At 38.0% G+C, this 12,954-nt stretch carries 7 protein-coding genes, 1 tRNA gene and 4 rRNA genes; 9 read left to right on the top strand and 3 right to left on the bottom strand.

All coding sequences use genetic code 11. The annotated features are described in order from the left end of the window. Positions 1-13 precede the first annotated feature (13 nt). From PTA89_RS06530 to PTA89_RS06520, 3 genes are all read right to left on the bottom strand, one after another. Positions 14-2,872, bottom strand: a complete 2,859-nt coding sequence (locus PTA89_RS06530) for a YfhO family protein (RefSeq protein ID WP_255819612.1) — start codon at positions 2,870-2,872, stop codon at positions 14-16. A gap of 90 nt (positions 2,873-2,962) precedes the next feature. Beyond that, positions 2,963-3,373, bottom strand: a complete 411-nt coding sequence (locus tag PTA89_RS06525; protein ID WP_003702760.1) for a GtrA family protein — start codon at positions 3,371-3,373, stop codon at positions 2,963-2,965. Further along, entirely contained in the window at positions 3,373-3,828 is a 456-nt protein-coding gene (locus PTA89_RS06520) for a flavodoxin (protein WP_004564311.1), read from the bottom strand. Before PTA89_RS06520 ends, PTA89_RS06525 begins: the two co-directional genes overlap by 1 nt. Positions 3,829-3,984: 156 nt before the next feature. Between PTA89_RS06520 and map the strand changes: the two genes are divergently transcribed. The 9 genes from map to rrf (PTA89_RS06475) all read left to right on the top strand — a co-directional run bounded on the left by map (position 3,985) and on the right by rrf (PTA89_RS06475) (position 12,769). Beyond that, a complete protein-coding gene (map, locus tag PTA89_RS06515) occupies positions 3,985-4,776 on the top strand; it encodes a type I methionyl aminopeptidase (protein ID WP_003705135.1) in 792 nt (263 codons plus the stop codon). A 169-nt stretch (positions 4,777-4,945) separates the two neighbouring features. After that, entirely contained in the window at positions 4,946-5,818 is an 873-nt protein-coding gene (gene galU / locus PTA89_RS06510; protein WP_003702763.1) for a UTP--glucose-1-phosphate uridylyltransferase GalU, read from the top strand. A 107-nt stretch (positions 5,819-5,925) separates the two neighbouring features. After that, a complete protein-coding gene (locus tag PTA89_RS06505; protein WP_224757496.1) occupies positions 5,926-6,378 on the top strand; it encodes a LysM peptidoglycan-binding domain-containing protein in 453 nt (150 codons plus the stop codon). A 17-nt stretch (positions 6,379-6,395) separates the two neighbouring features. Then, the gene (locus PTA89_RS06500; protein ID WP_069469104.1) at positions 6,396-7,280 is read left to right on the top strand and encodes a YihY/virulence factor BrkB family protein; all 885 of its coding nucleotides are present in this window, start codon (positions 6,396-6,398) and stop codon (positions 7,278-7,280) included. Between the two features lie 415 nt (positions 7,281-7,695). Next, positions 7,696-9,257 (top strand): 16S ribosomal RNA (locus tag PTA89_RS06495). A 207-nt stretch (positions 9,258-9,464) separates the two neighbouring features. Then, positions 9,465-12,380: ribosomal RNA gene (locus tag PTA89_RS06490) — 23S ribosomal RNA — on the top strand. A gap of 76 nt (positions 12,381-12,456) precedes the next feature. Beyond that, a 5S ribosomal RNA gene (gene rrf, locus PTA89_RS06485) occupies positions 12,457-12,573 on the top strand. A gap of 5 nt (positions 12,574-12,578) precedes the next feature. Further along, positions 12,579-12,650, top strand: a tRNA-Gly gene (locus tag PTA89_RS06480). A gap of 2 nt (positions 12,651-12,652) precedes the next feature. After that, a 5S ribosomal RNA gene (gene rrf, locus PTA89_RS06475) occupies positions 12,653-12,769 on the top strand. Together the 16S, 23S and 5S rRNA genes with 1 tRNA gene alongside form the textbook arrangement of a ribosomal RNA operon. The last annotated feature ends 185 nt before the right edge of the window (positions 12,770-12,954 follow it).

Below are 12,954 nucleotides of genomic sequence, written 5' to 3'. Positions count from 1 at the left end.
CTTCCTTTTAATATTATTTTTTCTTAAATTTAGTATATATCAAACTAATTGCTAAAAGAATTAATCCAACGATTGAGGTAATCATCCCTAGTTTCAAACCTGGAATATTATAGACTAATTTAACTTTATGTGTGCCTTGAGGGAGTTTTAATCCTACAAAAGCTTGGTTAGTTCTAATAACAGGAGCTTTTTTTCCATCTACTGTGGCAGTCCAACCGGTAGAATAAGGAATTGAAGAAGTTAATATTCCAGTACGATTAGTAGTTATTTTTCCTTCAAGACCGTGCTTATTGAATTTTAAGTTTTGAAGTGCATGTTTTTGAATTTTAGCTACTTCTTTATCGTAACTAGTATTTAATGGTTCAGCATAAACCTTTAATTTAAAACTATAAGTTCCCATTTTTGAAGGAGTAAGTTTTAAAGTCTCCGGTAAATTCTTGAAATATCCCATATTCATGGTTCCACTGTTTACGATTTTAAAGAATGAAGTTTTGCTTTGACGAGGTTGAGCAATTGTTTCAGTTCCAAGATTAGAGCTGATATTTAAAGTATAACTCATATCAGGTGATCCCTTCAAAACATGATATCTAAAGTATTTATAGTAGGTCAATTTTTCATTAGCAGCTAGAAGACCATTAGTTAGATCATCTGTTTGATTTTTTTCTTCCAGTGCAATTTGTTTCTTGAAAGAAAATGGAGTGTACTTGATATCATTTATTTCAACATGTAATTCTACATTTTGAGGAAGATTATTCTTTTCCTTCAATTTATCTAATTGTAAAACAAGTTTGTAAGTTTCATTAGCATCAAGTTTTTCTAAGTTATTAGTATCAATAACATTTCCACGACTAGAAACCAATACATAAGGAATGTCAATTACATCAGTATTGGAAATTTTAGCTTTTTTCAATCCTTTGGCATTATTACTAGATGTAAAGACTGCCTTACTTAATAAGCGTTCCTTTTGAGAGACACTGAGTTTATCGTAATTCTTAGGAGTGATAGCAGTATCTTGCCAATAAAGCAAGGGAAAATTATTTTTAGTAGCATATCTACGTGTTTGTTGGTTTTTACTAGAATTTTGGTTTATATCATAGATTAAACGAGTAGTTTTATCGAGATGATAACCATATGGAATTTTAGTATCATTTTCTTGATTCAACTGAGTAAATAAATATTTAACTCCTAAAAAGTTTAAGATCACTGAGCGGTCATCAAACTGTTGCAGAGGCACATTAGTTTCATATTGGACATTTTGCATATTTAAAGCAAACTGACCTATATATTTGTTTTGTAAGGAATAATATGAACTAAGTCCATGCAATTTTTCGTTAAGAGTGTTATACATTTTAAAGTCTTCACCTAAGTAATAGTTATTACTAATAGTAGAAACTTTAAAAGTATTATCATTATCAATATCTGAATCTAAACCAGCATAACGTTGATTTTGCAATTTATCATAAGCACCAGCTGGTAACATTTCATTAGCAAAACCTCCATTATAAGGTGTTTCAAAATAAATAGCATTTAAAATAACATTTAACAATACTAAAATATTTGCCCATCGATAAGCATGTTTATAATCAATGAAACGTAACCAAAAAATCAAACCTAAAAATACAAATAAGAAGATGATAGGAATAAATAATTTTTCACTATTTTGGAAATAATAATTAATACCTACAATACTGATATAAATAGCAGTAGTAATTGTGATGTACTTTAACATTTTTGGAGATAGTTTCTTAACATGTTCTAGTAAAATACATACAGAGAATGAAACTGGTAAGCAAAGCATTAGAGTCCAACGATTTGAAGGAGACATTAAACCATTGAATGCTGCACCAAAAGCGGGTAATAAAAGCATAATCCCACTAAGGATGAAGATAGCAGTCATAACTGGATATTTTCGATACTTAGCAAGGACATAAATTACTCCGAAAAAGGCGATGCTAGAAAAACCTAAAGCACTCCAAAAGTAAAAATCACGGTTTCCACCATTAATTAGCTGCGATGGTAAGGCTAAGTAATAGTAAAGTGGATAAAATTTTAATCCATTGGCGAAAGTACTACCAGCTCGAGTAGAGTTTTGTACTGCAAGTAATTCAGGGATTAAAAGTACAGAACTCAGTAACAAACTTAAAATAGTAGAACCTGCGAGCTTCCGAAATATTAAGAAGTAATTTAAAGTCTTACGATAAGTGAAAAAGACTCGAATTACTAAATAAATCATAGCTCCAATGCCTAAAATAAAGGCAAAATAAAAGTTATTGATTAACATCCAAGTGAATGCAAATGTCAGCATCCAAGCGGATTTTTCTTGCAAAACTTTTTCTAAACCTAAGATAATTAGTGGAAAAATTATGAATGCAGTTGTGAAAAAAGGTTGTGCAACGTTGGCGTATAAAAGATACGCATTAAAAATATAAACCATCGCTCCTGGAATAATAACTGACTTTTTCAAGTCGAAATGATTAGCGAAATATGTAAAAGCTAATCCAGCAAAATATAATCGTAAAATAATCATTAACTGATAAGCAAAAATTATTTTATTTGCAGGAAATAGTAGGGTTAGGTAAGCAAAGATATCTCCAACTGTATAATAAGAATAAATTTGAAAAGTATCAGCACCTAATCCGTATTTCCAAGACCAAGTCGTTATACCAGAAAAGGGATGGTGTAAAAATTCAATTAAAGCTTTGCGATAATTAATTAATAGAGGTAAATGTTGTTGAGAACCATCTATTTGCCAAATTAATGAATGGCCTGAAAAATAATAGGAGCCATAAACAAAAAAAGCGACTATCACAAATGAAATTGAATACCAAATAAATAGTTTTTTGAAATCTTTTTTTTCAAATGAGAAATTCACGAAAGAAAACCTCCTAATATGCTCACAACATATTTTACCGTAATTAGTAAAAAGTGTGAATGATTAGGAGGTTTTTAAAAGAATATTTAATTAATCTCGTTTTTTAAAAATGAAAAATTTACTAAAAAAGTAATTCAGAACTACGATTACTACTTGGTCAATAAGTTTAGTCAAACTACTATTAGCATGCAGTAAAGAAATACCAACAAACATAATACCCGCATCAATGAAATAGGAAAGAATTCTATAGAAGAAAAAAGACCACATTTCAATGAAAAAAGCTTTAACAGTTGTATATTTTGAGCCAAAAACCCAAACTTTATTGGTGAAAAATGCAAATAAAACAGATAAGAACCAAGCAATAAAATTAGCCACTTGGTAGTTCCAATGCAAGCCAGAGTCAAAAATGAAAAATACAACAAAGTTAATTAATGTTGTTAATCCTCCAAAAAATAAGTAGGCAATTACGCTTTGATATTTTTTGAAAAGCTTGAAAATCATTAATTTTCCTCCAATTTAGCAGCAAATTCACCGGCAAAGTTTTCTAAGATTTCAATATCTTCATCTGAATCAGGTGCAAGATTAATTTTTACATTTTCAGCACCCTTAGTAGCACCAGCTTTAGCTAATTGTGTTCCAAAATCGTCAACAGCTGTACAGAAGTATTCACCATAGAATGTATCGCCTGAACCTGCAACACCATAAACTTTACCTGATAGATCAACATCTGCCAAATCTTCATAGAAGTCCATTCCTTCATCAGGTAATGCACCTTCGTCATATGTGTAAGGACATACAATAACACCATCGAACTCTTCTAGGTCAAAAGCATCAACTTGTGAAATTTCTTCAACGTCAACTGTAATTCCTTTGTTTTCTAATGCTTCTGCGATAATATCAGCAACATCTTCATTATTTCCTGTAATTGTTGCAAATACAACTTTTACACTAGCCATTTAAAAGCCCTTCTTTCGTAAAATTACAATAATTATTTCATTTCCATATTATAACAGATATTTCAGAATAGGTTGCTAAAATTTCCAATCATCACAAATTAAGCGATAAGTGCTATAATAGATTAGTCGGAAATGATTTATTGGAGGAAGAATATAATGATTACTTTAAAATCACCACGTGAAATTAAAGAAATGCAAAAATCAGGTCAAATTTTAGCTGGAATGCATATTGGCTTGAGAGATATTATCAAACCCGGAATTTCTAGTTGGGAAATTGAAAAATTTGCTAGAAAATATTTTAAAGAACACGATGCGATTGCAGAACAAATTGGTTTTGAAGGTTATAAGTATGCCACATGTGTAAGTGTTAATGATGAAATTTGCCATGGTTTTCCACGAAAGAACTTAATATTAAAGGATGGAGATTTGGTTAAGGTAGATACAGTTGTTAACTATCACGGAGCTATGAGTGACTCTTGCTGGAGTTATGTTGTAGGTAAGTCTACTCCTGAAATTGACAGACTAATGGAAGTTACAAAGAATGCTTTGTATTTAGGGATTGAACAAGCACAAGTTGGAAATAGAATTGGTGACATTGGTGCTGCTATCCAACATTATGTCGAAGATGAAAATGGATATGGCGATGTACGTGAATTTATAGGACATGGTATTGGACCCACAATGCATGAAAGTCCTAATGTCCCTCATTATGGCGAAGCTGGACAAGGTGTCCGCTTAAAAGAAGGTATGACAATTACAATCGAACCAATGGTAAATATTGGTGGTTGGGAAGCAGAAATGGATGATCCTAACGGTTGGACAGCACGTACAGCAGATGGTAGTTTATCTTGCCAATATGAACATACTATTGCAATCACTAAGGATGGTCCTAAGATTTTGACTTCTCAAGATCCTGAAAGAGATAAAAAATATCTATTGGACGATTAGTATAAAAAAGTAAGTACTTATTGTTTTTTAGCAATTAAGTACTTATTTTTTTATGAAAGCCCTTATTTTAATCTTGTAAATCTCGCTATTATTGGTATAATCAGTAAGGAGAGTATATAAACATTTATTGTTGATATACTAACTTAAATTTAAGGAGTCTACGAAAGATATGAAAGTAAGAAAAGCTGTTATTCCTGCTGCAGGTTTGGGGACACGTTTTTTACCTGCTACAAAGGCATTAGCTAAAGAAATGTTTCCTATTATTGATAAACCAACAATTCAATATATTGTTGAAGAAGCTAAAAAATCTGGTATTGAAGATATTTTAGTTGTTACCGGAAAGGGTAAGCGTCCAATTGAAGATCATTTTGATTCAGTACCAGAATTGGAACAAAATCTAACAGAAAAAGGAAAGACAGAATTACTTCGATTAGTACAGCAAACAACAGATATTAATTTGTACTTTATTCGCCAATCACATCCACGTGGCTTGGGTGATGCTGTATTAATGGCAAAAGATTTTGTAGGTAACGAACCATTCGTTGTTATGTTAGGTGATGACCTTATGGAAGATAAGGTTCCTTTGACTAGACAATTAATTGATCGTTATGAAAAAACACATGCTTCAACATTAGCTGTAATGAAAGTACCTCATGAAGAAGTAAATAAGTATGGTGTAATTGATCCAGCTGCAGAAACTCAACCAGGTTTGTTTGATGTTAAGCAATTTGTTGAAAAACCAGATGTTGACAAGGCCCCAAGTGATTTAGCAATCATTGGTCGTTACTTATTAACACCTGAAATTTTCGATATGCTTGAAACACAAAAGCCAGGTGCTGGTAATGAAATCCAATTAACTGATGCTATTGACCGTTTAAACAAGATTCAAAGAGTATTTGCACATGAATTTAAGGGTCAACGTTATGATGTAGGTTATAAGTTTGGATATTTGAAGACATCTATTCAATTCGGTTTACGTCATCCTGAAGTAAGAGATGAATTGAAAGAATATATCAAAGAACTTTCTAAGAAGATTAAATAATACTATTTATTATTTTTATAGGAGTCTGAAAAGATTTTGTTTCTTTTCAGGCTTTTTAATTTTATAATAGGTTAGGTATGTTAATTAATCTAATTAATTTTTTAGAGGTGAAAATTTTGAAAAAGATACATAAGAAAAAAAGAAGATGGATAGCTTATTCCATTATCTCAGTAATTCTTATCGCTATTTTGTTAGTGATGGTAACTCCTGTAAAGGGAATAATTGTTAAGCGAGCAATGCCAACTGCAGCGATGCAGAAAGCAGAATATGAAAGTAACAAAAAAGTTGCGCGTGAAAAATATGGAGTAAAAGTTACTAAAAAAGAATCTGAACCAAAGAAAAATAATGAAGAAGCAAGTTTTGAAACAGATACAATGAGTAGTAGTAGTTCTAAAAAATCTAAGTATATTACTTATACAGTTAAAGCAGGCGATAATTTGACAATGCTTGCGGAAGAATACAATACAACGATTGAAGAAATTATGCAGGTTAATGGATTGACTCAAAGAACTGTTTCAACAGGAACTACACTAAAAATACCAAAGAATAGTGTACGTTAAAAATATTGAAAGTAATGATGAATTTGAAAGAAAAATTACATAAATTTCGTGATTTATTTCTCTTAATTGTTGAACGTGCGAGTGAAGCGAATATAAATAGTACATCTATAACAATTGCTTACTATGCATTATTAGCGATCTTACCTACAATCATTTTGTTAGGAAATATTCTTTCGATAATTAATTTAAAAGAAGCAGATGTTTTAAGTGGATTACAAGTAATAGTTCCAAGTAATGTTTTTACGACTTTAAAACCAATTATTGAGACCATGCTAAAGAAAGGTTCAGGTGGAATTGCCTCTGTTAGTGGTATTTTAGCACTGTGGGCGGTTAGTCGAGGAATAAATGCTTTAAAAAATGGTTTAAATATGGCATATGGAGTAGGTAAGGGAACTGGAACAGGTGCAGTATTAGGAAGAATATTCTCTATTTTTATTACAGTAGTTTTAGGATTGTTAATAGTTGCGCTATTTTTAGTATTTAGTTTTGGACAGATAGCTTTGGATTATATTACACCTTTGTTGAATCTTTCTACTAATTGGATAGATTTATTTATGCGTTGGAAATGGCCAACAGCTGCAATTGGTATTTTTGTAATTATAATACTGATCTACATACTAATCCCCAACGCTAAATTACATTTTATTTTAGTATTACCGGGAGCTATTTTAGCAACAATAGGTTGGCTGGGATTATCGCAAGGCTTTTCTATTTATGTTAGATACTTTACGCGGACTTTGTTAAGTTATGAAGCCCTAGGTACATTTATAGTTCTGTTATTATGGTTAAATTATACCGGTTGGGTAATAATGCTAGGTTCGGTAGTAAATGCAGGTTTAGAATATTATTTCTTTGGCGAAGTAAAGACTAAGAGTAGTACAATAAGAAAAATTTTTCAGTAAAAGTAGCTATTAATTGATGAAATATTCAATTTTAATAGCTATTTTTAGTATCCTAAAAAAATTCAAAAAAAATTTTCTGATGATTAAACCGAAGTATTTGAGTGGAAAGTAGAGTTTGTTTGTGGTTTTGAGATTAAAATGGTGATAGTGAATCAAAATGAAACTGTTTTTAAATTATAAAATACGAACTTTGTGATTTTGGATACCCGAAATACCTTGAAATAAAGGGGTTGACGAATAGTATTGAAGTCGGTATAGTAGATTATGCTGTTAGGGCAGATGAGTTGTTCTAACCAAGTATATGATCTTTGAAAACTAAACAAAGTTTCGATGAAACAAATGTGCAGGGCTTCTATAAAGAAGCAAAAACATTTGCGAAGTCAATTCGCTAGTAAAAATAATGAGTCACAAACTTTAAAATGAGAGTTTGATCCTGGCTCAGGACGAACGCTGGCGGCGTGCCTAATACATGCAAGTCGAACGAAACTTTCTTACACCGAATGCTTGCATTCACCGTAAGAAGTTGAGTGGCGGACGGGTGAGTAACACGTGGGTAACCTGCCTAAAAGAAGGGGATAACACTTGGAAACAGGTGCTAATACCGTATATCTCTAAGGATCGCATGATCCTTAGATGAAAGATGGTTCTGCTATCGCTTTTAGATGGACCCGCGGCGTATTAACTAGTTGGTGGGGTAACGGCCTACCAAGGTGATGATACGTAGCCGAACTGAGAGGTTGATCGGCCACATTGGGACTGAGACACGGCCCAAACTCCTACGGGAGGCAGCAGTAGGGAATCTTCCACAATGGACGCAAGTCTGATGGAGCAACGCCGCGTGAGTGAAGAAGGTCTTCGGATCGTAAAACTCTGTTGTTAGAGAAGAACACGAATGAGAGTAACTGTTCATTCGATGACGGTATCTAACCAGCAAGTCACGGCTAACTACGTGCCAGCAGCCGCGGTAATACGTAGGTGGCAAGCGTTGTCCGGATTTATTGGGCGTAAAGGGAACGCAGGCGGTCTTTTAAGTCTGATGTGAAAGCCTTCGGCTTAACCGGAGTAGTGCATTGGAAACTGGAAGACTTGAGTGCAGAAGAGGAGAGTGGAACTCCATGTGTAGCGGTGAAATGCGTAGATATATGGAAGAACACCAGTGGCGAAAGCGGCTCTCTGGTCTGTAACTGACGCTGAGGTTCGAAAGCGTGGGTAGCAAACAGGATTAGATACCCTGGTAGTCCACGCCGTAAACGATGAATGCTAGGTGTTGGAGGGTTTCCGCCCTTCAGTGCCGCAGCTAACGCAATAAGCATTCCGCCTGGGGAGTACGACCGCAAGGTTGAAACTCAAAGGAATTGACGGGGGCCCGCACAAGCGGTGGAGCATGTGGTTTAATTCGAAGCAACGCGAAGAACCTTACCAGGTCTTGACATCCTTTGACCATCTAAGAGATTAGGCTTTCCCTTCGGGGACAAAGTGACAGGTGGTGCATGGCTGTCGTCAGCTCGTGTCGTGAGATGTTGGGTTAAGTCCCGCAACGAGCGCAACCCTTGTTGTCAGTTGCCAGCATTAAGTTGGGCACTCTGGCAAGACTGCCGGTGACAAACCGGAGGAAGGTGGGGACGACGTCAAGTCATCATGCCCCTTATGACCTGGGCTACACACGTGCTACAATGGACGGTACAACGAGTCGCAAGACCGCGAGGTTTAGCTAATCTCTTAAAGCCGTTCTCAGTTCGGATTGTAGGCTGCAACTCGCCTACATGAAGTCGGAATCGCTAGTAATCGCGAATCAGCATGTCGCGGTGAATACGTTCCCGGGCCTTGTACACACCGCCCGTCACACCATGAGAGTTTGTAACACCCAAAGCCGGTGGGGTAACCGCAAGGAGCCAGCCGTCTAAGGTGGGACAGATGATTGGGGTGAAGTCGTAACAAGGTAGCCGTAGGAGAACCTGCGGCTGGATCACCTCCTTTCTAAGGAATAATTACGGAACCTGTACATTTATCGAATACTTTGTTTAGTTTTGAGAGGTCATATCTCTCAAGATTTTGTTCTTTGAAAACTAGATATTGATTTATTTCTTAAAAATAAACCGAGAACACCGCGTTTTAAAGAGTTTAAAACAAGAATTATAGTTCTTAATCGCTAAACTCATAACCTATTATCGTTAGATAATATTAGGTTAAGTTATTAAGGGCGTATGGTGGATGCCTTGGCACTAGGAGCCGATGAAGGACGTGACTAACTGCGATATGCTTCGGGGAGTTGTAAGTAAACTATGATCCGAAGATTTCCGAATGGGGAAACCTAACAGGTTTTACCGCCTGTTATCACTAAGTGAATTCATAGCTTAGTTGAAGGTAGACGTGGGGAACTGAAACATCTAAGTACCCACAGGAAGAGAAAGAAATTCGATTCCCTCAGTAGCGGCGAGCGAACCGGGAAGAGCCCAAACTAAGAAGCTTGCTTCTTAGGGTTGTAGGACTGAACATTTGAGTTACCAAGAAATGAAGTAGTTGAATAATCTGGGAAGATTAGCCAAAGAGAGTGATAGCCTCGTAAGCGAAACTTCGTTTCCTCAGTTCAGGATCCTGAGTACGGCGGAACACGTGAAACTCCGTCGGAATCCGGGAGGACCATCTCCCAAGGCTAAATACTACCTAGTGACCGATAGTGAACCAGTACCGTGAGGGAAAGGTGAAAAGCACCCCGGGAGGGGAGTGAAATAGTTCCTGAAACCATATGCCTACAAGTAGTCAGAGCTCGTTAATGAGTGATGGCGTGCCTTTTGTAGAATGAACCGGCGAGTTACGTTAGCGTGCGAGGTTAAGGAGGAAAGTCCGGAGCCGTAGCGAAAGCGAGTCTGAATAGGGCGAGATAGTACGTTGACGTAGACCCGAAACCAGGTGACCTACCCATGTCCAGGTTGAAGGTGCGGTAAAACGCACTGGAGGACCGAACCCGTGTATGTTGAAAAATGCTGGGATGAGGTGTGGGTAGAGGTGAAATTCCAAACGAACTTGGAGATAGCTGGTTCTCTCCGAAATAGCTTTAGGGCTAGCCTCGGAGTTAAGAATCGTGGAGGTAGAGCACTATTTGGACTAGGGGCCCGTCTTGGGTTACTGAATTCAGATAAACTCCGAATGCCACAGATTTATATCCGGGAGTCAGACTGCGAGTGATAAGATCCGTAGTCGAAAGGGAAACAGCCCAGACCACCGATTAAGGTCCCAAAATATGTGTTAAGTGGAAAAGGATGTGGAATTGCATAGACAACTAGGATGTTGGCTTAGAAGCAGCCACCATTTAAAGAGTGCGTAATAGCTCACTAGTCGAGTGATCCTGCGCCGAAAATGTAACGGGGCTAAACACATTACCGAAATCGTGGATGTACCGTAAGGTACATGGTAGGAGAGCGTTCTAAGGACGGCGAAGCTAGACCGTAAGGACTGGTGGAGTGCTTAGAAGTGAGAATGCCGGTATGAGTAGCGAAAGATCAGTGAGAATCTGGTCCACCGTATGACTAAGGTTTCCTGGGGAAGGCTCGTCCTCCCAGGGTTAGTCGGGACCTAAGCCGAGGCCGAGAGGCGTAGGCGATGGATAACAGGTTGAGATTCCTGTACTGGTTAAACTTGTTTGAACAATGGAGGGACGCAGGAGGCTATCGATGCGTACTGTTGGATATGTACGTTCAAGCAACAAGTCTGTAGATGAGTCAAATGCTTATCTACTTAAGGATAAGTTGTGATGAGGAGCGAAATTTAGTAGCGAAGTGAGAGACGTCACACTGCCAAGAAAAGCTTCTAGTTAGAGTTTAATCACCCGTACCGCAAACCGACACAGGTAGTCGAGGCGAGTAGCCTAAGGTGAGCGAGAGAACTCTCGTTAAGGAACTCGGCAAAATGACCCCGTAACTTCGGGAGAAGGGGTGCTGAGCGCAAGCTCAGCCGCAGTGAATAGGCCCAGGCGACTGTTTATCAAAAACACAGGTTTCTGCAAAATCGTAAGATGAAGTATAGGGGCTGACGCCTGCCCGGTGCTGGAAGGTTAAGAGGATGGGTTAGCGTAAGCGAAGCTCAGAATTGAAGCCCCAGTAAACGGCGGCCGTAACTATAACGGTCCTAAGGTAGCGAAATTCCTTGTCGGGTAAGTTCCGACCCGCACGAAAGGCGTAACGATCTGGGCACTGTCTCAACGAGAGACTCGGTGAAATTATAATACCCGTGAAGATGCGGGTTACCCGCGACAGGACGGAAAGACCCCATGGAGCTTTACTGTAGCTTGATATTGGGTGTTTGTACAACTTGTACAGGATAGGTAGGAGCCGTAGAAGTCGGAACGCTAGTTTCGATGGAGGCATTGGTGGGATACTACCCTCGTTGTATGAACACTCTAACCCTCGCCGGCAATCACGGCGGGAGACAGTGTCAGGTGGGCAGTTTGACTGGGGCGGTCGCCTCCTAAAAGGTAACGGAGGCGCCCAAAGGTTCCTTCAGAATGGTTGGAAATCATTCGCAGAGTGTAAAGGCATAAAGGAGCTTGACTGCGAGACCTACAAGTCGAGCAGGGACGAAAGTCGGGCTTAGTGATCCGGTGGTTCCGTATGGAAGGGCCATCGCTCAACGGATAAAAGCTACCCTGGGGATAACAGGCTTATCTCCCCCAAGAGTTCACATCGACGGGGAGGTTTGGCACCTCGATGTCGGCTCATCGCATCCTGGGGCTGTAGTCGGTCCCAAGGGTTGGGCTGTTCGCCCATTAAAGCGGTACGCGAGCTGGGTTCAGAACGTCGTGAGACAGTTCGGTCCCTATCCGTCGCGGGCGTAGGAAATTTGAGAGGATCTGTCCTTAGTACGAGAGGACCGGGATGGACATACCGCTGGTGTACCAGTTGTTCCGCCAGGAGCATCGCTGGGTAGCTAAGTATGGATGAGATAAACGCTGAAAGCATCTAAGTGCGAAACTCACCTCGAGATAAGATTTCCCATTACGTAAGTAAGTAAGATCCCTGAAAGATGATCAGGTAGATAGGATGGAAGTGGAAGTGCTGTGAGGCATGAAGCGGACCATTACTAATCGATCGAGGACTTAACCAAGTAGAGAAAACGTGAGTTTTCGGTGAAAGAGATAAATGATATCTAGTTTTGAGAGAATAAAATCTCAAGTAAATAGTGCGGTGATGATGGCACGAAGGATACACCTGTTCCCATTCCGAACACAGAAGTTAAGCTTCGTAACGCCGAGAGTAGTTAGAGGAACGCCTCTTGCGAGGGTAGGAAGTCGCCGTGCAGTATGCGGAAGTAGTTCAGTGGTAGAACACCATCTTGCCATGGTGGGGGTCGCGGGTTCGAATCCCGTCTTCCGCTTATGTAGTAATGATGGCACGAAGGATACACCTGTTCCCATTCCGAACACAGAAGTTAAGCTTCGTAACGCCGAGAGTAGTTAGAGGAACGCCTCTTGCGAGGGTAGGAAATTGCTATATAGATTTAAGGAGCAGATATGCTCCTTTTTTTAATACCATAATATTTTAATTAGTAAATAATAAATATGCAAAAATATATTTTCATATTCATTAAAAAAATCTTTAAAATATTAAGGATATTGACCTTTTTATTAAGGTAACTTATAATTATATATGTCGTTATTTTTAATTTTATTCAAAATTAA

The organism is Ligilactobacillus salivarius, from assembly GCF_035231985.1.
Lineage (GTDB): Bacteria > Bacillota > Bacilli > Lactobacillales > Lactobacillaceae > Ligilactobacillus > Ligilactobacillus salivarius.
The sequence above is the reverse complement of the archived record's forward strand: the minus strand, read 5'-3'. Positions and strand labels throughout refer to the sequence as shown.

What these genes read in the sequence shown, in the direction of transcription:
- PTA89_RS06525 (WP_003702760.1), bottom strand. Translation starts at nt 3,373, where the DNA reads ATGATTTTCAAGCTTTTCAAAAAATATCAAAGCGTAATTGCCTACTTA.
- PTA89_RS06520 (WP_004564311.1), bottom strand. Translation starts at nt 3,828, where the DNA reads ATGGCTAGTGTAAAAGTTGTATTTGCAACAATTACAGGAAATAATGAA.
- galU (WP_003702763.1), top strand. Translation starts at nt 4,946, where the DNA reads ATGAAAGTAAGAAAAGCTGTTATTCCTGCTGCAGGTTTGGGGACACGT.
- PTA89_RS06500 (WP_069469104.1), top strand. Translation starts at nt 6,396, where the DNA reads ATGAATTTGAAAGAAAAATTACATAAATTTCGTGATTTATTTCTCTTA.
- map (WP_003705135.1), top strand. Translation starts at nt 3,985, where the DNA reads ATGATTACTTTAAAATCACCACGTGAAATTAAAGAAATGCAAAAATCA.